The organism is Amycolatopsis vastitatis (genome assembly GCF_002234595.1).
Taxonomy (GTDB): domain Bacteria; phylum Actinomycetota; class Actinomycetes; order Mycobacteriales; family Pseudonocardiaceae; genus Amycolatopsis; species Amycolatopsis vastitatis.
Genome location: NZ_NMUL01000010.1, coordinates 121,152 through 140,106 on the forward strand (window position 1 = coordinate 121,152; position 18,955 = coordinate 140,106).

The 18,955-nt window shown below is 71.9% G+C and carries 18 protein-coding genes; 7 read left to right on the forward strand and 11 right to left on the reverse strand.

Features of this window, described 5'->3' with window-relative positions; translation table 11 throughout:
- The first annotated feature begins 6 nt into the window (after positions 1-6).
- The gene (locus CF165_RS13050; protein ID WP_093947757.1) at positions 7-681 is read left to right on the forward strand and encodes a LuxR C-terminal-related transcriptional regulator; all 675 of its coding nucleotides are present in this window, start codon (positions 7-9) and stop codon (positions 679-681) included.
- A 6-nt stretch (positions 682-687) separates the two neighbouring features.
- Positions 688-1,083 (forward strand): thiol-disulfide oxidoreductase DCC family protein, encoded by a 396-nt coding sequence (locus CF165_RS13055; protein WP_093947758.1) that lies wholly within the window; start codon positions 688-690, stop codon positions 1,081-1,083.
- A 67-nt stretch (positions 1,084-1,150) separates the two neighbouring features.
- Here CF165_RS13055 and CF165_RS13060 read toward each other — a convergent pair whose 3' ends face one another.
- The gene (locus CF165_RS13060) at positions 1,151-1,474 is read right to left on the reverse strand and encodes a winged helix-turn-helix domain-containing protein (RefSeq protein WP_093947759.1); all 324 of its coding nucleotides are present in this window, start codon (positions 1,472-1,474) and stop codon (positions 1,151-1,153) included.
- The gene (locus tag CF165_RS13065; protein WP_093947760.1) at positions 1,471-1,902 is read right to left on the reverse strand and encodes a hypothetical protein; all 432 of its coding nucleotides are present in this window, start codon (positions 1,900-1,902) and stop codon (positions 1,471-1,473) included. The genes CF165_RS13060 and CF165_RS13065 overlap by 4 nt, the downstream gene beginning before the upstream one ends.
- A gap of 155 nt (positions 1,903-2,057) precedes the next feature.
- Between CF165_RS13065 and CF165_RS13070 the strand changes: the two genes are divergently transcribed.
- Positions 2,058-2,309, forward strand: a complete 252-nt coding sequence (locus tag CF165_RS13070) for a hypothetical protein (protein WP_093947761.1) — start codon at positions 2,058-2,060, stop codon at positions 2,307-2,309.
- On the opposite strand, the gene CF165_RS13075 is transcribed toward CF165_RS13070, so the two are convergent.
- The 3 genes from CF165_RS13075 to CF165_RS13085 are packed head-to-tail and all read right to left on the reverse strand — an operon-like array spanning position 2,299 to position 6,383.
- Entirely contained in the window at positions 2,299-3,816 is a 1,518-nt protein-coding gene (locus CF165_RS13075) for an alpha/beta fold hydrolase (protein ID WP_158226769.1), read from the reverse strand. The genes CF165_RS13070 and CF165_RS13075 overlap by 11 nt on opposite strands.
- 21 nt (positions 3,817-3,837) lie before the next feature.
- A complete protein-coding gene (locus CF165_RS13080; protein ID WP_240521565.1) occupies positions 3,838-5,133 on the reverse strand; it encodes a cation:proton antiporter in 1,296 nt (431 codons plus the stop codon).
- Positions 5,130-6,383 (reverse strand): NAD(P)/FAD-dependent oxidoreductase, encoded by a 1,254-nt coding sequence (locus tag CF165_RS13085; RefSeq protein ID WP_093947763.1) that lies wholly within the window; start codon positions 6,381-6,383, stop codon positions 5,130-5,132. Before CF165_RS13085 ends, CF165_RS13080 begins: the two co-directional genes overlap by 4 nt.
- Before the next feature lie 199 nt (positions 6,384-6,582).
- Here CF165_RS13085 and CF165_RS13090 point away from each other — a divergent pair, with 199 nt between their 5' ends.
- Positions 6,583-7,113, forward strand: coding sequence for a class I SAM-dependent methyltransferase (locus CF165_RS13090; RefSeq protein WP_143268559.1), 531 nt, complete (start codon positions 6,583-6,585; stop codon positions 7,111-7,113).
- On the opposite strand, the gene CF165_RS13095 is transcribed toward CF165_RS13090, so the two are convergent.
- Positions 7,091-7,936 (reverse strand): ketoacyl-ACP synthase III family protein, encoded by an 846-nt coding sequence (locus CF165_RS13095; RefSeq protein ID WP_093947765.1) that lies wholly within the window; start codon positions 7,934-7,936, stop codon positions 7,091-7,093. The genes CF165_RS13090 and CF165_RS13095 overlap by 23 nt on opposite strands.
- Positions 7,937-8,121: 185 nt before the next feature.
- Positions 8,122-9,462, reverse strand: coding sequence for an NAD(P)/FAD-dependent oxidoreductase (locus tag CF165_RS13100; RefSeq protein ID WP_093947766.1), 1,341 nt, complete (start codon positions 9,460-9,462; stop codon positions 8,122-8,124).
- A gap of 130 nt (positions 9,463-9,592) precedes the next feature.
- Between CF165_RS13100 and CF165_RS13105 the strand changes: the two genes are divergently transcribed.
- Genes CF165_RS13105 through CF165_RS13115 form a run of 3 tightly spaced genes read left to right on the forward strand, consistent with a single transcriptional unit; the run spans position 9,593 to position 12,505 of the window.
- Positions 9,593-10,723: an acyl-CoA dehydrogenase family protein gene (locus tag CF165_RS13105; RefSeq protein WP_240521566.1), complete on the forward strand. Its 1,131-nt coding sequence runs from the start codon at positions 9,593-9,595 to the stop codon at positions 10,721-10,723.
- Positions 10,720-12,225, forward strand: a complete 1,506-nt coding sequence (locus tag CF165_RS13110) for an amino acid adenylation domain-containing protein (RefSeq protein WP_240521567.1) — start codon at positions 10,720-10,722, stop codon at positions 12,223-12,225. The genes CF165_RS13105 and CF165_RS13110 overlap by 4 nt, the downstream gene beginning before the upstream one ends.
- Positions 12,209-12,505, forward strand: coding sequence for an acyl carrier protein (locus tag CF165_RS13115; RefSeq protein WP_093947768.1), 297 nt, complete (start codon positions 12,209-12,211; stop codon positions 12,503-12,505). The genes CF165_RS13110 and CF165_RS13115 overlap by 17 nt, the downstream gene beginning before the upstream one ends.
- On the opposite strand, the gene CF165_RS13120 is transcribed toward CF165_RS13115, so the two are convergent.
- From CF165_RS13120 to CF165_RS13135, 4 genes are all read right to left on the reverse strand, one after another.
- Complete coding sequence (locus tag CF165_RS13120; RefSeq protein ID WP_093947769.1) at positions 12,469-13,266, reverse strand: AfsR/SARP family transcriptional regulator; 798 nt, start codon at positions 13,264-13,266, stop codon at positions 12,469-12,471. The genes CF165_RS13115 and CF165_RS13120 overlap by 37 nt on opposite strands.
- Before the next feature lie 108 nt (positions 13,267-13,374).
- The gene (locus CF165_RS13125; protein ID WP_093947770.1) at positions 13,375-14,835 is read right to left on the reverse strand and encodes an amino acid adenylation domain-containing protein; all 1,461 of its coding nucleotides are present in this window, start codon (positions 14,833-14,835) and stop codon (positions 13,375-13,377) included.
- A complete protein-coding gene (locus tag CF165_RS13130) occupies positions 14,832-15,893 on the reverse strand; it encodes a class I SAM-dependent methyltransferase (protein ID WP_093947771.1) in 1,062 nt (353 codons plus the stop codon). Before CF165_RS13130 ends, CF165_RS13125 begins: the two co-directional genes overlap by 4 nt.
- Complete coding sequence (locus CF165_RS13135; protein ID WP_093947772.1) at positions 15,890-18,922, reverse strand: thioester reductase domain-containing protein; 3,033 nt, start codon at positions 18,920-18,922, stop codon at positions 15,890-15,892. The genes CF165_RS13130 and CF165_RS13135 overlap by 4 nt, the downstream gene beginning before the upstream one ends.
- Positions 18,923-18,955 lie beyond the last annotated feature (33 nt).

An 18,955-nucleotide genomic window follows, 5' to 3' on the forward strand; every position in this document is an offset into this window, starting at 1 on the left:
TCCGCGATGATCAGACTGGTCCTGGCGGGGTCGTTCACCGTCGACGCCGCCGACCTCAAGAAGCTGCTGTCCGTCGCACCGGACATCGAGACGGTGGAGGTGGTCGGCTCCGTCGACCACCTTTGCCTGCTGGCGAAGGCCGGACGGCCGATGACCACGCTGCTGTACGCCGAACTGTCCGAACCGGACATCGCGGCGGCCGCGCGGGCCTTAGCCGGGCTCGACGAGCGCAACACGCTGATCGTGGTGGTCGAGTCGGCCACCGTCGCGAAGGTCCGTTCCGTCCTCCAGGCCGGCGCGCGCGGCATCGTGCTGCCCGACAGCCCGGTCGAGGAACTGCTCACCGCCGTGCGCGCGGTGGCGGCCGGCCACCCGTTCGTGCCGGCGCCGTTCCTGACGTCGTTGGGCGAACGGCTGTTCACAGTCACCGCGCAGGCCGGACGGCGGCGTGGCGGTCACCGGCTGACACCGCGGGAGCTCGAGGTGCTCCGGGTGATGGCCGTCGGGCTGCCGAACTCCGAGATCGCCAAGAAGCTGTTCATTTCGGAGGCGACGGCCCGCAGCCACGTGCTGAGCATCCTGCGCAAACTCCGCGCCCGCAACCGGACCGAGGCGGTGGCGAACGCCTACCGGGACGGTCTGCTCGCCACCGAGTACCTCCTGCCCACCGCGACGGAATGAGAAGATGTGAGCTACCGACGTCCCGAGGAACTGCCGCTGCTCGTCTTCGACGGTGACTGCGGTTTCTGCACGCGCAGCGTGCTGTGGCTGTTCGCCAGGGCCGCACCGGCGGCCGAGGCCATTCGCTACCAGCAGCTCGACCTCGCCGCCTACGGCACCACCGTGGCACGGGCCCGGTACGAGGTGCTGTGGTTCCCGCTCGCCGGCCCGGTCTGCGGCGGTCCGGCGGCCTTGGCGCGGCTGCTGAGGACCAGCCGGAAAACCGGCTGGCGGCTGGCCGGCCGCGCGCTCGGCGCCGTCCCGCTGCGGTGGGCCGCCGGACCGGTCTACCGGCTCGTCGCGCGTAACCGGCACCGCATGCCGGGCGGTACCGAAGCCTGCGCCATCCGGATCGTTTCGTGAGTTCCCGAACTGCCGGCCGGTGTCCGAGCTCCCCGTAGCCGGGCACCGGCCGGATTCCCATTTCCGTTCAGCGCGCATCGCCCGGTGCCTCCTTGCCGCCGATGATCCGGTTCAGCGTCCGGACGTATTCCCGGTACGCCTCGGCCCCGGTTTCGGTGAGACTGAGCCACGTCACCGGCCGGTTCTCCGCGACTCCCTTGACGATTCGGACGTAACCGGCGGTATTGAGGACGGCGACGTGCTTGGACAGCAGCGAATCGCTCACCTCGACGATGTCCTTCACGTACCTGAAGTCCGCTTCGCTGGTCGTGGCCAGTACCGCCATGACCGACAGCCGCACCGGGGAATGGATGACTTCGTCGAGCTTGCGGCGCGGGTGTGGCTCGTTCATTTCTTGCCGAGCACCCCGGCGGCGGCGAAGCAGACCGCGGCCGGCAGCAGGCCGGGCAGCGCCGCGGCGACCGTGCCCTGCCTGAACACGAAGATCTCGAGCGCGCCGGCGACCACCATGGCCACGATGTACCCGGCCAGCAGCCATTGTTCGACCCGCAGCACGCCCCGCGCCGACGTGCTGGCGCGGCGGATGCCCACGACCACGAAGAACAGTGCCACCGGGAACAGGACGAGCAGGGAATCGTACGGTTTCACGACCGCCCGGGGGATCCCGCCGACCACGGCGAAGTAAGCCAGCGTGATGACGCCGAGCAGGACGACGCTGCCGACGTAGATTCGCTTCGTGCGGCCCACCCGGTTCTCCACCTGGGTGATCCTGCTCGCGGCGGCGTCGTGGTCGAGCGGTCCGTCTGCAGTGCCGTTCATGGACGTTCCTTTCTCGTGAGAAGGGCTCGCTGAGGTCAGCGTGCCACACGCTTGAAGACTTTTCAAGTGGTCTGAATCCGCAGATTTGTGGATGTCCGCCCGGTCGGGCCGCCCTAGATTTATGGGGAAAGCTCGCCCGAGCGAAAGGAAATGACATGAACCGCATTGAACTCGCCGCCGAGAAGCTGGCCGGAAGCATGGTGCCGCTCCAGGAAGTCACCCCGGAGCAGCCCGTCGTGTGCACCCCCGTGGTCACCGCGGGCTTCGCCGCGTTCGGCATCGGCTACTACGTGGCGAAGGCGTTCGGGCCCTCCGAGGAGGCCTCCGCCGAGGCGTCCGGCGCCGGGATTGAGGCCATGAGCGGCAACGACCTGATCCAGTTCCGCCGTACCGAGGTCAGCGCCTGAGCCACCTGAATGAGGAAGGTTCTCCCACCCCCAGGGAGAACCTTCCGTTCGCTTTCCGCCCCTGGTCCGCAGCGCAGCTGACGTCCGCGGCGGGCAGCGTGCCCGCGGCGAGGTACGCGGTCACCTCGGCGTCGACGCAGGGGTCGGCGCGCAGGAAGGACACCGCCGGATCCAGGCCGCCCTGCTCGGTGACCAGCCGCGAACCCGGCACCGTCGCGTGCAGCCGCCGGGCGTCCCGGTAGGCCAGCGCGATGTCGTCGGTCGCGTGCACGATGAGCGCCGGCGGCAGGCCCGTCCCGGTGATGGTGACCGCGTGCCTGGGGAACGGCGGCCAGAACGCGCACGGCGCCAGGTACCAGGTGTTGTTCCAGGTGGCGAAGGGCGCGGTCGCGTGCAGCCGGGAGGCGTCCGCGTGCCACCGGCTCCAGTCACGTGGCCAGTTCGTGTCGGCGCACTGCACCGCGGTGAACGCCGCGTAGTCGTTGTCGCCGTGGTGCGCCGCGAGAGCCTGGTACGCGGTCAGCAGGGCCTGTTCGTCGCCGTTCCGCCGGTAGGCGGCCAGCGTGCCGGCCAGGAACGGCCACAGCCGGCTTTCCCAGGCCACGTTGTGGAACGTCGCTTCGAACTCGAACGGGCCGACCACCCCGGCCGCGGGCTTGTCGCGCACCGCGCTCCGGGCGCCGTAGTACGCCGCGGAAACGGCTTCGGCCGTGGTGCCCAGGTGGTAGCCGGCGTCCTGGCCGGCGATCCAGGCGAAGAAGTCCTTCGCCCGGGCGTCGAAGCCGGGGTCCTCCTGCTCGACGTAGTGCCGGTACCAGTCGGCGTCCGGCCGCGCGACGCTGTCGAACACCGCCCGGCGCAGCTTCCCGGGGAACAGGGTGCCGTACACCGCGCCGACGTACGTTCCGTAGCCGTAGCCCAGGAAGTCGATCGTCCGCTGCCCCAGTGCCTGCCGCACGTCGTCGAGGTCGCGGGCGCTGTCCTCGCTGCTCATGTGCGGCAGCAGCCAGCCGTAGCGGGCCGCGCACTTCAGCGCGTACCCGAGCGGGCGCGCCGCCAGCCGCAGCTCCTGCCCGGGATTCGCCGGGACCGGGTCCGGCCACGGCGGGGTGAAGTACCCCTCGTCGCAGCTCAACGACGGATCACTGGCACCGACCCCGCGGGGGTCGATGCCGACGATGTCGTACGACGCGGCGAGGTCCGCCGGCATGACGCCGGCGACCGTGCCGGCCACCGACCGCCCGGTGATCCCCGGCCCGCCGGGGTTGACCACGAGCACGCCCTGGGAGCGCACGGCTTTCTTGCGGCTCAGCGCGAGCGTGATCTTCCGGCCGCGCGGCCGGGTGTGGTCCACCGGGACGGCGAGGGTGGCGCATTCCAGGCCCAGCTGGGCCAGGGACGGTTCCGCGCAGGGCGTCCAGGACAGCCCGGTCCGCGCCGCGGCCGGAACCGCGGGCGCCAGACCGGCCACGAGCACGGCCGTGACGACGGCCGCCGTTCTCTTCACAGTTTCCTCCACAATGGATAGTCAGCCGACCGGGGCGAGCCGGGTGCCCGCGCGCCGGGTGGTCCACCGCAGCACCACCGGCGCCATCAGCGAGGTGGTGATGGCCAGGAGCAACACGGTGGCGTACATGCCGGGCGTGAGCAGGCCGAGGCCGCGGCCGACCGAAGCCACGATGATGCCGACGACACCGCGCGCGTTGAGCCCGGCACCGACCGACAGCGCGTCCCAGTGGCCCAGCCCGCCCACGCGGCCACCGGCGTAGCCGCCGCCGAACTTGCTCGCCACCGCGATCAGGAGGACCACCCCGGCCAGCGCCAGTGCGGGTCCGTTCATCAGGTCGGCGAGGTTGACCCGCAGGCCGACGGTGGCCAGGAAGAGCGGGGCCAGCACGGAGATCACCATGATCCGCAACGGCTCCAGCCGCGTCCGGTCGAAGCCGGGGCAGCTGCCCACGACCACGCCCGCGACGAACGCGCCGAACACGGCCTCCAGCCGCAGCGCCTGGCCGGCCGCGGCGCCCAGCAGGACCACGGCGGCCACCGTGACGATCAACGGCCCCGGCCCGCTCGAGCGGTTGGCCCGGTTCAGCGCCAGCCGCACCAGCGGCCGGGCCACCAGCGCGGCGGCCAGCAGGAACCCGGCGAGCTGACCGAGCGACAGCAGCACCGGACCCGGGTGGACGCCGGTCACCGCCATGGCGGACACGATCGACAGCAGCAGCCAGCCGATCGCGTCGTCGAACACCCCGGCGGTCAGGATCAGCCTGCCGACCCTGGTGTGCACCAGGTCCATGTCGGTCAGGGTCTTGGCGATCACCGGGATCGCGCTGACCCCCATGGCCACGCCGACGAACAGCGCGAACACCACGCGGTCCACCCCGGCGGGCACGACCGAGGCCGGCATCAGGTACCCGGTGAGCACCCCGCCGCCGACCGGGACCAGCACCCCGCCCACGCTCACCCCGATGGCCGGCTTGATCTGGCGGCGGAGCTGTCCGAGGTCGAGGGAGAACCCGGTGAGCCCGACCAGCAGCACGACCCCGACCTGCGCGACCGAGTCCAGCAGGTGGGCCTGCTGGGCGTCCGGCGGGAAGAGCCACGACGTGACCGAGGGCGCCGCGGCGCCCAGGACCGACGGGCCGAGCACGATCCCGGCGAGCAGCTCGCCCACGAGCGGCGGCAGGCCGAAGCGCACCGCGAGCCTGCCCAGCAGCAGCGCCAGCGTGAGCAGGACACCGGCCTGCAGCAGGAACAACCACAGCGAGTCGGCGGCGATGGGGGGCGGCAGCGAGGTGGCCACCGCCGGCGCGATCCTCACGTCTCGATGCTCCCGGCCAGCGCGGTGTCGTCCACCCCGGGGATCCGGAACAGCTCGGACATGGCCAGCCGGCCGGAGATCACCGCGACGAACGCGGCGCGCGCGTGGGGGTAGCGCTCGTTGAAGTCGGCCATGGACCGCGCCTGCTGGAAGTAGTCCTCGCGATCACGGGTCGGGTCGTAGAAGAACCGCACGTAGTCGAGGAAGCTGGACACCATGTTGTCGATGCCCGCGTCGTAGGCGCGCATCGCGCGGCCGGCGAGGTCGGGCCGGCGCAGGGCCGTATCGGCGGCGGCCGCCGCCGCGTCGGCGCCCAGTACGGCCAGGCACACGCCACCGGAGAACAACGGGTCGATGAACCCGCTGGCGTCGCCGGTGGACAGCCAGCCGGGTCCGGTGACCGCCCGGCCGCGGTAGGACCAGTCCCGGGTGGACCGGTAGTCACCCACCCGGGTGGCGCCGGCGAGCAACAGCCTGAGCTGCTTGCTTTCCGCGACACCCGCGTCGTACAGCTCACCGATGGACGGGCCGCCGGAGACCAGGCTCGCGGTCGGGGTCACGTACCCGACGCTGAGCCTCCTGGTCGCGTCGTCCACCGGGATCGCCCAGAACCAGCCGTGCGTGACCCGCTCGACCAGGATGTTGCCGAGCTGGCCCGCGGGCAGGTCCGCGGTGTTCTCGAAGTACGTCCAGTAGGCGATGTTGCGCAGGTCGTCGGCCCACTCGACGGTGGTCAGCCGCCGGGACAGCACCCGGGACTGGCCGGACGCGTCGATCACGAGCGGCGCGGTCGCCTCGACGTCCTCGCCCCCGCACTCGTAACGGACCCCGGTGACGCGGCCGGCGTCGAGGATCGGCTCCTTGACGGTCGCCTCTTCGACGACGGTGACGCCGAGCTGCCGGGCGTGGTCGAGCAGGATCTCGTCGAACTCGGCGCGCCGCACGTGGTACGAGTAGTCGTACGGGCCGTCGATCTCGGCGAAGTCGACGTTCCACAGATCGCGGTTCGCGCCCCAGACGATGCTGAGCCCGTTCTTGCGCGGGAAGCCCGCCCGTTCGATCCGTTCCCGGACGCCGAGCTCGTCGAACACCGAAAGCATCCCCGTGATCAGCGACTCGCCGATGTGGTAGCGGGGGAAGCGTTCCCGTTCGAGCACCAGCACCCGGTGCCCGCGCTGGGCGAGCAGCCCGGCGGTGGTGGATCCGGCAGGTCCGCCGCCCACCACCAGCACGTCGAATTCCTCAGCCATCCCAAGCCCTCCGTCGCAGGTTCATCGCCTTCGATGCATCCTCATCCGGGCCGGGGGCGCGCAGAAATCCCCAACCAGCCCACTCGAGCTGCGCGGTCGGGGTAGCCGGGCGGCTACGGTGCCGAAGGCGCGACCGTCCGTGCGGTAGAACTGTGGGGTGTCGCACCTGTACCACGACCCGCCCGCTTACCGGCGGCAGATGAGCGTTCCCTTCAGTGGTCTGCACGCACGCGCGGCCGCGCACGTCCGGGCGGCGGCGCCGGAGTCGGGTGCGGTGCTGGACATCGGCTGCGGCCCCGGCACACTGGCGCTGCGGATCGCCCGGTCCCGCGCTGATCTTCGGGTGTCCGGGGTGGACCCGGTGCCCGAAATGGTCACCTACGCCACCGGTCTGGCCCACCGGCGTGGCCTCTCCGACCGGGTCCGGTTCGCGGTGGGAGAGGCCGCCCGGCTGCCGTACGAGCAGGGCATGTTCGACGTCGTGGTCGCCACCATGAGCCTCCACCACTGGAACGCGCTCCCGGCCGCGGTGCGGGAGCTGCGGCGGGTCGTCCGTCCCGGCGGCTCGATCTTCGTCTACCACCTGCGTTCCGCCGACTTCGCCGGTCTGCGCGCCGCTGTCGAGGCCGTCGCCCCGGAGTGGACGTACCAGCGGAAGTTCCTGTGGATGCGGGTCCTGCCGTCGCTGGTGTTCGGCTGCGCGAGGATCAGCGTGCCGGGTCGCCGGTGATGGTCAGGACGGCGCTCGCCGCGTTGTAGCCCTGTGTCCCGCCGACCATCAGCACCCGGTCCCCGGCGGAAAGCCGGCGCGTGGCCAGCAGGTGGTGCAGGGACACGACCTGGTCGCACGCGCCGAGGTGGCCGACCGTGCGGCCGAAGTCCCAAGTGGACAGAGCCATCGGCAGGCCGAGCGGCTGCATGATGCCCGCGTCGACGGCCGGGGCACCCGCGTTGACGAAGATGACCCTGGCCAGCTCGCTCGTGTCGGTGCCGGCTTCGGCCAACGCCCGCTGGGCGACCGAGAAGTACATCGAAGCGAACATCCGCCGGAGGTCCAGCGGGTCGTAGCCGGCATCGGCCACGAACTCGGCGGACCGGGTGGCGACGTCGACCAGCCCGTGGCCCGCGGTCTCCTCCGACGGCGGCGTACCGCCGCGGTGCAGCCCTTCCAGCTCGGGGAACGTGGTCGAGCAGACCGCGTCCACCCGGGCCAGGCCGTGGTCCCGGCCGAGCACCAGCGCGCAACCGGCGTCACCGGTGTACATCCCGAAACCCGCGCTGCGCCACCGGTCCATGAGCGGGCTTTCGCCGCGCAGCGCCGTGGTGAGCAGCGCCGTGGCCGGCGAGCCGGCCATCGCGAGCCACCCGGCGGCCAGTTCCAGCGCGGCGAACATGCCGTTGCAGCCCTGCCGGACCTCGTGCCCCGGCCGTGGCCCGCAGCCGAGTTCGCGGAGCACGTAACCGGCGGGCGACCAGCCGTCCGGGCCTTCCGGGAGCATCGTCGCGTGCACGAGGAGGCCGACGTCGCCCGGTCCGAGGCCCGCGTCGGACAACGCTCGCCGGCCCGCGCCGACCGCGAGGTCGACCCCGCTCGTGCCGTCCCCGGCGGCGACGCTGACCAGGCCGCTGTAGGCGATCTGGTCGGCGTCGCACAGCCCGGCCGCGACCGCGTCGTCCGCGTTGATCCGGCCGTCGGGCAGGAGGACGCCGATTCCCCGGACGAAGACCGACCGCGGTTTCAGGATGTCACCGGCCCTGCCCAGACACCACCGAGGTACGGGTGCCAGACGTGGTCCGGGTCGTTCTCCACCGCCCGCAGGATGTTCCGCATGTCCTCCAGCGCCTTCGGCGGTTCACCGTCGTAGACGTCGCCCTGCAGCATCCGCAGCACGTCGATGCGGTAGCGCGGGTCCTTCACGAACGCGGTGAAGAGCACGTTGAGCCGGTAGAAGATGGCGATGAACTCGTACCAGTACCCGACCGCCTTCTTCAGCTTCTCCTCGTAGCCGGCGAAGCTGGCCCGGCCGTAGCCGCGACCGGCCCGGTGGGCGGCGATGATGTCCCGCGAGACGAGGCGCGCGCTGTTCATCGCGACGCTCACCCCGCTGGAGAAGATCGGGTCCACGAACCGCGCGGCGTCGCCGATCAGCACGAACCGGTCGCCCGCGATCTCTGTCATCCGGTAGCTGTAGTCGCCTTCGGCCTTGAACGGGCGGACCTGGCGGGCCTTGCGCAGCGCCTTCGACAGCTCCGGCCGGGTGTCCACGAAGTCCCAGAACAGCTCGTCCGGTGAAGAGCCGGCCGAGCTGAAGTTCTTCTTCTGCGTCACGACACCGAAGCTGGTGATGGTGTCGGTGATCGGGATCTGCCAGACCCAGGAGTCCCGCATGGCCAGCCAGTGCACGAAGATGAAGTCCAGCTCGTGGTCCTCGGTGACGAACGCGCTGCGGTCGAAGTCCTCGAACCACGCGTGCAGGGCGTACTGGTTGAACACCGGGTCCGGGACCTTCGTCTTCAGCTGCTTGCCGAGCAGGGTGTGCCGCCCGGAGGCGTCGACGACCATGCCGGCGGTGAAGTCCACGCTCTCGCCGGCGATCCGGCAGTTCAGGGTGACCTGCTCCGGGTCGTCGAAGTCCACCTTCAGCACGCGTGCGCCGCAGATCACCCGCGCGCCGCGTTCCTCGGCGTTCTTCAGCAGGATGAGGTCGAACTTGCCGCGGTCGACGTGGTAGGTGTAGTCGCGGTCGACGCCCTCCTGGTCGCGTTCCACGAACTGCACCACCGCGGGCAGGTTGTGGCTGAGCCCGGCGAAGCCGTTGTTGGGCAGGTTGACCGAGTGCGCGGTGGTCCAGGCGGCACCGTACTTCCGCGGGAAGCCGGCGGCGTCGACGGCGGTGATCGCGCCGGTCTCGACGAGCGGTGGCGTGGCCGCGGGCACCAGGGACTCGCCGACGTGCGGTCGGGGGAAGATCTCGCTTTCCAGCAACAGGACGGAAAGGCCGGCTTGGGCGAGATACGCGGCCGCCGTCGAGCCGGCCGGACCACCGCCGACGACGGCGACATCGAAGTTGGCTTGCATGTGTCCCAGTCTTCGGGCGGCGCCAAGGACACGCTGACGACCCGCTAAAACGCCCGACCACGGCCTTTGGCGGTTCTTTGCCGATCTGTTGGCCGTGGCCGGTCCGATGGGTTCCGTTATGGACTTCGACGTGACTTCCGAGCAGCAGAAGCGGATCGACGCGCTGCGCACCGCGGTGCGGTTGCGCCTGCCCGGCGTGGCCAGGAACTCGCCGGACGCGCACTATTCCCGGGACGAGTGGTCGGCCGCCGCGGCGCTCGGGCTGACCGGGTTGTGCCTGCCGGCCACCTCGGGCGGCGGCGGTCTCGGTGCGCTCGACGTCGCACTGTGCCTGGAAGCGTTCGGTGACGCGTGCACGGACACCGGCCTGGTGTTCGGCGTCGCCGCCCACTTGCTCGCCTGTGCCGTGCCCGTCAGGGACTTCGCGTGCCAGAGTCTCCTCGACGAGCTCCTGCCCGGCCTCGCGGACGGGACGCTGATCGGGGCGAACGCGATGACCGAACCGGAGGCCGGTTCCGACGTCGGCGCGCTTACCACCACGGCCACGCCGGTGGACGGCGGCTACGTCCTCGACGGCGTGAAGTCCTTCGCCAGCAACGGCCCGGTCGCGGACGTGTTCGTCACCTACGCGGTCACCGACCCCGCCGCGGGTTTCCTCGGGATCAGCGCGTTCGCGGTCCCGCGCGACCTGCCGGGCCTGAAGGTCGGCGGCCCGCTGCCGAAAATGGGCCTGTGGGGCTGCCCGGCGAGCTCGGTGGAGTTCACCGGGTGCCGGGTGCCGGCCCGGTACCGGCTCGGCGAGGACGGCCAGGGCTCGATGATCTTCCAGCACTCGATGGGCTGGGAGCGGGCCTGCCTGTTCGGGCTCTACCTCGGGGTGCTGGCCCGCCAGCTGCGCCAGTGCGTCGAGCACGCCAGAACCCGCCGTCAGTTCGGCCGGGCGATCGCCGGCTTCCAGGCGGTGTCCCACCGGATCGCGGACATGCGGGTGCGCCTGGAGGCCGCGCGGCTGCTGGTCCACCGCGCGTGCTGGCTGCTGGACGGGGGCCGGGACCACCGGGCCGCGGCGGCCGTGTCGAAGGTGGCCGTGGCCGAGGCCGCGATCGCGAACGGCCTGGACGCCGTGCGCGTCTTCGGAGGCGCCGGGTACCTGACCGAGGGCGGCGTCGAGGCCCAGCTGCGGGACGCCGTCCCGGCGGCGATCTTCTCCGGCACGACGGAGATGCAGAAGGAGATTCTGACGCGGGAGATGGGCCTGTGACTCGACTGCACGAAGCGGTGCGGGCCGCGGCCCGCCGCTATCCCGACCGGCCGGCCGTCACCGGGCCCGACGGCTCGCTGACCTACGCCGAGCTCGACCGGCGGGCGGACGCCATGGCCGCGCACCTCGCCGCGGCCGGGGTGCGCCCGGGGGACCGGGTCCTCATCTGGGCCGCCAAGTCCTGTGCCGTCGTGACCGCGATGCAGGCGGCCCTGCGCGTCGGCGCGGTCTACGTCCCCTTGGACAGCACGTCTCCCGCGCGCCGCGCGGCGAAGGTGGCGCGAGACTGCACCCCACGCGTGGTGTGCACGACCCCGGAACGCGCGCGGGAGATCAGGCCCTGGCTCGAGGCCCCGACCGTGTTCGTCGACCTCGGCGAGCCGCTTCCCGCCGCCGTACCGCCGCCCGTCGAGACCGGCCGGGACGACCTCGCGTTCATCCTCTACACGTCCGGCTCGACCGGTGACCCGAAAGGCGTGTGCCTCAGCCACGCCAACGCCTTCGCCTTCGTGCGATGGGCGATCGAGACGCTGGCGATCGGACCGGGCGACCGGCTCGCCAACCACGCGCCGTTCAGTTTCGACCTCTCCGTGCTCGACCTGTACGGGGCGCTGTGCACCGGTGCCGTCGTCCACCTGGTCGGCGCGGAACTCGCCTACGCCCCCGTGCAGCTGGCCGATTTCCTGCGGCAGCGGGAGATCACCGTGTGGTACTCGGTTCCTTCGGCGCTGATGTTGATGCTGCGCGAAGGCGGCCTGCTCGACCGGCCGGCGCCGCCGTCGCTGCGGGCCGTGCTGTTCGCCGGTGAGGTCTTCCCGATCGGCGCACTGCGTGAACTCGCGGGCTGGACCCGCGCGCGGCTGCTGAACCTCTACGGCCCCACCGAGACCAACGTGTGCACCGCGCACGAGGTCCGTGCCGAGGACCTGCTGCGGGACCGGCCGGTGCCGATCGGCACCGCGGCCAGTGGCGACACCGTGTGGACGGTCGCACCGCCGGGTGAGCCGGGGGAGCTGTACGTGAGCGGCCCGTCGGTGATGCGCGGCTACTGGGGCAGGGAACCGCACCAGGGCCCGTACGCCACCGGCGATCTGGTGACGGCCCGGGACGACGGTTCGTTCGAGTACGTCGGCAGGCGCGACGCGATGGCCAAGGTGCGGGGACACCGGGTCGAACTGGGCGACGTCGAAGCCGCGCTGCACACCCACCCCGCGGTCGCCGAGGCGGCCGTCGTGGTCGGTGGCCAGGCGCTCGAAGCGCGGCTGGAGGCGTTCGTCGTACTCCGTCCCGGCGCCCGGACCGGAGTGCTGGCGATCAAACGCCACTGCGCGGAGCGGCTGCCGACCTACATGATCCCGGGCGAGGTGCACCCGGTGTCCGCGCTTCCCCGTACCGGCAACGGAAAAATCGATCGGACCGCGCTCGTCCGCGCATCGCGGGAAGGCAGCGCGGTAGGAGAGGAGCACAGTATGAGAGGGGCACAGCATGCAGGCGGACGTTGAGCAGCAGCTCGTCGAGTTCATCCGGCACAAGTTCCTGGACGGCGACCCCGAGGGAGAACTCGGCGCGGACACCCCGCTGCTGCAGTGGGGGATCCTGGACTCGCTGAAAGTCGCCATCCTGCTGACCTTCATCCGCGAGCAGCTCGGCGTGATCGTGCCCTTCCAGCACCTGAGCGCCAAGAACTTCGGCACCGTCGGCGGTATCGCGACGCTCGTGCGGGAACTGGGCGAACCCGCGCCGGACTACGCCGACTCCGTCCACTCGCTGCCGCCGGCGTGACAGGTCGCGAGCAGCTCGTCGTCCGCTCGGAGGATCGCCTGCTGAACCCGCTGCAGCATCCGGCCCGGGCGGACGCCGAGCTGGTCGTCCAGAGTCTTGCGGGCGAGGTGGTAGACGTTCAGCGCGTCCGCCTGCCGGTCCGAGCGGTACAACGCGATCATGAGCTGGCGGTGGAAGGTCTCCCGGGTCGGGTGCTCGGCGACGATGGAGTGCAGCGGCCCGACCAGCTCCCGGTGCAGCCCGCTGGCGAGCCGGCAGTCGATCAGCGTTTCCAGGCACGCCATCCGGGTCTCCTCGAGCCGGGTGACGAACCCGTCGACGAGGTGCCCGGCGCGCAGGCCGCCGAGGACCGGGCCGTGCCACAGGGACAGCGCACCCTCCAGCGCGCCGATCGCCTCCGGGTACCGGCGGTGCCGCGACAGGACCCGGCCGTTCGCGGCCAGGCGGAGCACGATGTCCGCGTCGCACTCGTGGGCGCCCTTGTGGAGCACGTAGCCGGCCTGGTGGGTGACCACGGTGCCCGCCGGGAACCCCGCGGCCGCGAGGATCTTGCGCAGCTGCGAGACGTAGACCTGCAGGGCCGCGGTGGCCCGGCGGGGCGGGTCGTCGGCCCAGATCTCCGCGATCAGCTGGTCCCGCGTGACCAGCTCACCCGCACGGATCAACAGCACGGCGAGCACCGCCTGGACCCTCGGCGGCCCCACGACGGTGACGCGGTTGCGGTCGGCCAGGCGTAACGGGCCGAGGACTTCGAAGCGCATGGTGTGAGTCTCGTCTCGCGATCGTGGTTCCGCCATGCTGGAGTGGGCCGCTGATCGGGCACCGCACGGCATAGCCGTCTGGGTAGCGTGCGGCCGTGGCCGCATGGGTCAGGACGTGCTGTCCAACGCGGCCAGGTCGATCTTCCCGTTCGGGGTGGCCGGCATGGACCGGTGCGCGCGGAACGCCATCGGCACCATCTGCGGCGGCAGCACGCCGGTGGCGAACGTGCGGAGCTGCTCACCGGTGATCTCCGCGTCGCCGCACCGGGTGTAGTGCGCGGTGAGCAGCGGTTCGCCGTGCCGGTTCGCGGCCACGGTCACCGCGCACTGGGCCACCAGCGGGTGCCGGGCGATCGCGGCCTCCACCTCGCCCAGCTCGACCCGGAACCCGCGGATCTGCACCTGGCGGTCCTTGCGGCCGATGTAGTGCAGGTCGCCTGCGGCGTCCCGGACCGCCCAGTCACCACTGCGGAACGTTCGCACCCCGTCGCGGACGGAGAAGCGCTCCGCCGTGAGGTCCTCGCGGCCGAGATAACCGTGGCTGACCCCGGAACCGGAGACGAGCATCTCGCCCGGCGTGCCGGCGGGCACCGGCCGCAGGTCCTCGTCCACCACGGTGATCTCCAGGTGTGGCAACGGCACTCCGATCGGGGTCGTGCCCGGCCGCCCGTCCCCGGCGTCCGGCGCCAGCACGTGCCAGGTGGCGTGCACGGTCGTCTCGGTGATGCCGTACATGTTGACCAGCGTCGCCCCAGGTGCCACGGCCAGGTCGTACCAGCGCCGGATGGCGGGCGGGTGGATCGCCTCACCGGAGAACATCACGTACCGCAGCGCGGGCAGCCGCTCGCCCCGTGCCGCCAGTTCGGCCAGCAGGTAGTCGAACGCGGTCGGCACCTGGTTGAGCACGGTCACGCCCTCGGCCCGGAGGACGTCGACGAACGCGCGCGGGTCGGTCGCGGTCTCGTGGGAGATCATCACGGCGGTGCCGCCGTTGAGCAGGGCACCCCACAGCTCCCACACGCTGACGTCGAACCCGTACCCGCAGAACACCGACCAGACGTCCGTCGCGTCGAAGTCGAAGACCTTGTGGCCGGCGTCCAGCAACGCCAGGACGTGTTCGTTGCCGACGAAGACCCCCTTGGGACGGCCGCTCGAGCCGGACGTGTAGATCACGTAGGCGACATCCGGCGGGGTTTCGTGCCGGACGGTCCGAGGGCCGGTGACGACCACGTCCGGCCGCCGGGTGCCCCGCTCCGCCGTGACGACCACGGTCACGCCCGCGTCCTCGGCGATCAGCTCCCGGCGGGCGGCCGGATACGCCGGGTCCAGTGGCACGTAGGCACATCCGTGCGCGAGGATGCCCAGGATCCCGACCGCGACGGCCACCCCGCGGGGCATGCGCAACCCGATCAGGTCCCCGGGCCGCGCGCCCGCGGCGGCGAGGCGGTCGCGCAGGTCTTCCGCGGCGGCGCGCAGCTCGTCGTAGCTCAGGGACAGTTCACTGTCGACCACGGCGACCTGGCCGGGGTCGAGGGCGGCCTGCGCCGCGAACCTCTCGTAGAGCGTCATGGTGTCGGGGCTCCCTGCGGTACGCCGGATTCCTGGGTGAACAGCACGTCGAAGCACCCGTCCGTTTCGGACCAGGTGAGGACGGCCCGGTAGCCGAGCCGCGCGCCCAGCGCGGACGTCTCGGCCGGGTCGGTGCCCGGCGGCGGGGGCGGCCGGGACTCCAGTTCCGCGAGCACGGCGAGCTCACCGGTGAGCCGCAGGTTCGGGATCCCGGTGACGGCGAGCCCGCGGCCGCCCGCCTCGACGAGGTGGCCGGCCAGCTCGGTGGTCCCGGTGACGTCGACGCCCCACGCCAACCGGCGTGCGACCGGGTGCTCCGGCCGCGGCGCCTCGGTCAGGATGACGTCGTACCGGTGCCTGCTCAGTTCGTTGTGGTACCCGGCGTTCTTGAGGCGGACGTCCGCGCCGTACGGCAGGCCGGTGAAGAAACCCGGGTCGACGAGCAGTTCCTTTTCCAGCCGCAGCAACCGTTCCAGGGTCGCGCGGTCGCCGCCCTTCGCGACCGCGACGGCGGCCAGCAGGCACCGCTGGGTCCGTGCGTTGCGGACGTCGCCGACGAACACCGCGCCGCCGGGCGCGAGCAGCCGGAACACCCCGTCGAGGACCTCGCGCAGGTAGCCGAGGCCGGGGAAGTACTGCACGACGGAGTTCAGGATCACCGTGTCGAAGAACAGCTCGGGCAGGTCGCCGAGCTCGTGCGCGGCGCCCTGCCGCAACACGACACGGTCGGCGATGTCGTCGTCGAGGGTGTCCTCCAGCCAGTCGATCGCGGCACCGGACGCGTCGACGCCCCAGTACGTGTCGCAACGCCCGGCCAGTTCGGTCAGCACCAGCCCGCTGCCCACGCCGATCTCCAGCACGCGCCGGGGGTTCAGCGCGCCGATCCGCCGAACCGTGGCGTCCCGCCACTCCCGCATTTCCGCGAGCGGGATCGGCTCACCGGTGTAGCTGCTGGTCCAGCCGGCGAACCGGGTGTCCGGGTCGGCCGTCAGCGACCCGGTGTAGAGCTCGTCGTAGAGCGCTTCCCAGGACCGGACGTGCTCGGCGGCCGTGGTCATCTCCCGTCCGCCCCCACCGTGGCGAAGGCCGTCAGCGCGCCGCGGAGGTACTCCGCGTCGACCGGGCCGCAGACCACCGCACCGGCCAGCGCCGAAGTGGCCAGCGACGTGTCGTAGCCCGGTTCCCGCCAGCCTTCCGCCACGTGCCGCTTCCAGGCACCGACCACGGCGAGCACCAGGTCCCAGCGCGAGTCCCGGTCCGCCGCGGACCGGCGGACGAGTTCGGAGTACCAGGTGTCGATGTCCACCGGCCGCACGTCGTGCCCGGCGAGCGTCATCGCCTCGCCCAGTACGCGGAAGCTGAACGGTTTCGGCGCGACGAGGTGGTAGTGCCCGCCGAGGGACTCCCGCCGGCGCGCCAACGCCGTGATCGCGTCCGCGACGTAGTCGACCGGGGACGCGGGCATGGGGACGTCCGAGTCGGGCACCAGACCCAGGTACGTGCACGCCCGCACGATCTCGCTCGTGGCGTCGGCCGGTTTCCAGTAGGCGGGCGACGTCGCGCCCATCAGCCTGGTGGCGCGGTAGACCACGGTCGGGACGCCTCGCTCGTTGGCCAGGTCCAGCATCCGCTCGGCCACCCATTTCGTCGCCAGATAGCCGTTGCGGACGTCCGGCGGGTTCTCGCCCAGCGGCAGTTCACGGCCGGCGACCGCCGGATCGGGGTGCTCGGTGAGCCCGGCGAACGACGGGTAGTGCACCGGCTTGGTCCGGCCGGTCGCGGCGAGCCGGAGCACCTCCCGGGTCCCGCCGACGTTCGTCGGCCGCAGGCGCCGGTAGCTCGGCAGGATGTTCAGGCTCGCGCCCGCGTGGTAGATCTCGGCCACGTCCTCGCCCAGTGCGGCGAAGTCCGCCTCGGCCAGCCCGAGCAGCGGCTTGCCGAGGTTCCCGCACACCGCGGTGACCCGGCCGTGGTACTCGTCGCGCCACAGCCCGGCAGAGCGGAGGGTGTCGCGCAGGCGCGCCAGCCCGTCGTCCGCCGTCTTGTCCCGCACCAGGCAGGTGACGGTGGCGGCGGTCGTGCGCAGCAGCCGGTCGAGCAGGAACGTGCCGAGGTACCCGGTGGCCCCGGTGAGCAGCACCCGGTGGGGGGACGCGGTCCAGGCGCCGGGCCCGGTGCCGGTGATCGACTCGTCCAGGGTGACGTCCGTCCGGAGGTCCTGGTGCCCGCGGGGCGCGGGCTGCGTCTCGCCGCCGGCCTCGACCAGTTTCGCGAGGTCTCGTACGGTCGGGTGCTCGAACAGCGTGTGCAGGGTGACCGTGGTGTTCCAGGCGTCCCTGACCTGGTTGATCGCGCGGGTGCCGAGCAGCGAGTGCAGGCCCAGTTCGAGGAGGTTGTCGGTGGCGCCGATCCGGTCGACGCCGAGGATGCCGGCCATGAGCGCGGCGATCGACTTCTCGGTCGGCGTGCCCGGCTCGTCGTCCGGTGCCCCGGCGCGGACGGGGACCGCGGGCCGGGCGCGGTCACCGAGGTACTCGATGTCGTCGTGGTCGGTCACCCTGGCCCACACGCCGGAAGGCGTGCCGCCGACCTCGACCAGGCCGGGTGCGCCGAGCGGAACCTCGCGCCCCTGCTGGTCCACGAGCCGCAGCGGCCGTCCCGGCGCCGCCCGCAGCAGCCCGGCCACCCGGGGGTCCGCGGCGGCGAGCAGGTCCAGGTTGACCGTGTCGGCGCAGGCCCGTTCCGTGTGCCGCCGTTCGTCGCCGGTCCGGACGTCGATCTCGCCGAGTGTCGTGCCACGGCCCGTACCGACGATCGCCCGCAGCGTCTCGCGCACCCGGCGCAGCAGCAGGTCGGCCTGGTGCGCGCTGAACCGCCGCCGGTCGTGCACCAGCCGCATCGGCATGGTGCTGCCGGGCATCACCATCAGCACCAGCGGCAACTGCGGCCGGGTGTCCACCGTGTAGCCGCGGATCGTCACGTCCTCGCCCGGCAGCGAGAACTCCGGGATCGGGATGTTCTGGTACGTGACCAGGCTTTCGAAGAGGCGCTCCGACGGCGGCAGCGGGCTCCAGCGGTGGATGTCCACCAGGCTGTTCCCGGCGTGCTCGTGCGCCGACAGCACGGAATCCTGGATGCGCGCCAGGTAGTCCAGCACCGGCCGGCCGGGCCGGACCGCCGTGCGGATCGGGAACGTGCCGACCAGGCAGCCCACGATCGACTCCACGGCGGGCACGTCCTGCGGCCGGTGGGCGAACGTCGTCCCCACGGTCAGGTCGTCGGTGTGGAGGCAGCGGGACAGCACCAGCGACCACGCCCCGTGGACCAGGGTGTTCGCGGTCAGGCGGTGCTCGCGGGTGAAGGCCCGGATGTCGCCGGCCAGGTCGGCCAGGTCGAGATCCGCCCCCTCGTACGGGACTTCGCCCTGGTCGGCGGCCGGGGGAGTCCCGAGGTCGAGCGGTGCGGGCGGGACGTACCCGGCCAGCTCGGTCCGCCAGTACTGTTCGGACCCGGTGCTGTCCGGCTGCTGCCACCGGGCCACGTAGTCCCGGTAGCGCCCGGCGCGTGGCAGTTCCGGGTCCCGGCCCTCGTGGTAGTCCCGGTAGGCGCGCATGAACTCGGCGAGGATGATCCCGACCGACCACCCGTCCAGGATCAGGTGGTGCACGCTGAGCAGCTGGTACTGCCGGTCGTCGGCGACGCCCAGGCACAGGTCCATCGGCGGCCGGGCTTCCAGGTCGAACCCCTTGACGCGCACCGGACGCAGGTAGTCCTGGATCCGGTGCCGCCGCTCGGCCTCGCCGAGCCTCCGCAGGTCCAGTTCGGTGCGCGGCAGCGTTATCCCGCGGTGCACGGTCTGCACGGGCTTCTTGATGTCGTTCCAGTGGAACGTGGTGCGCAGCGCCGCTTGCCGGTCCACGACGTGCTGCCACGCACGCCAGTAGGCGTCCCTGTCGAGCGAGCCGCCGAACTCCAGCACGGACTGCTCGACGTAGGTCCCCTCGCCCGGCGCGTACAGGTTCTCGAAGAGCATCCCGTGCTGCAGCGGGGTCAGGTCGTAGACGTCCTCGATATCACGTGCGCTCACCGGCTCGTGCTCCGTAAGTCGTAGGGGTTTCCG

Bases quoted from the DNA above. Each gene is read 5' to 3' on its own strand.
- CF165_RS13070 (WP_093947761.1), top strand. From the start codon at position 2,058: ATGAACCGCATTGAACTCGCCGCCGAGAAGCTGGCCGGAAGCATGGTG.
- CF165_RS13065 (WP_093947760.1), bottom strand. From the start codon at position 1,902: ATGAACGGCACTGCAGACGGACCGCTCGACCACGACGCCGCCGCGAGC.
- CF165_RS13060 (WP_093947759.1), bottom strand. From the start codon at position 1,474: ATGAACGAGCCACACCCGCGCCGCAAGCTCGACGAAGTCATCCATTCC.
- CF165_RS13130 (WP_093947771.1), bottom strand. From the start codon at position 15,893: ATGACCACGGCCGCCGAGCACGTCCGGTCCTGGGAAGCGCTCTACGAC.
- CF165_RS13120 (WP_093947769.1), bottom strand. From the start codon at position 13,266: ATGCGCTTCGAAGTCCTCGGCCCGTTACGCCTGGCCGACCGCAACCGC.
- CF165_RS13125 (WP_093947770.1), bottom strand. From the start codon at position 14,835: ATGACGCTCTACGAGAGGTTCGCGGCGCAGGCCGCCCTCGACCCCGGC.
- CF165_RS13115 (WP_093947768.1), top strand. From the start codon at position 12,209: ATGCAGGCGGACGTTGAGCAGCAGCTCGTCGAGTTCATCCGGCACAAG.
- CF165_RS13085 (WP_093947763.1), bottom strand. From the start codon at position 6,383: ATGGCTGAGGAATTCGACGTGCTGGTGGTGGGCGGCGGACCTGCCGGA.
- CF165_RS13050 (WP_093947757.1), top strand. From the start codon at position 7: ATGATCAGACTGGTCCTGGCGGGGTCGTTCACCGTCGACGCCGCCGAC.
- CF165_RS13090 (WP_143268559.1), top strand. From the start codon at position 6,583: ATGAGCGTTCCCTTCAGTGGTCTGCACGCACGCGCGGCCGCGCACGTC.
- CF165_RS13100 (WP_093947766.1), bottom strand. From the start codon at position 9,462: ATGCAAGCCAACTTCGATGTCGCCGTCGTCGGCGGTGGTCCGGCCGGC.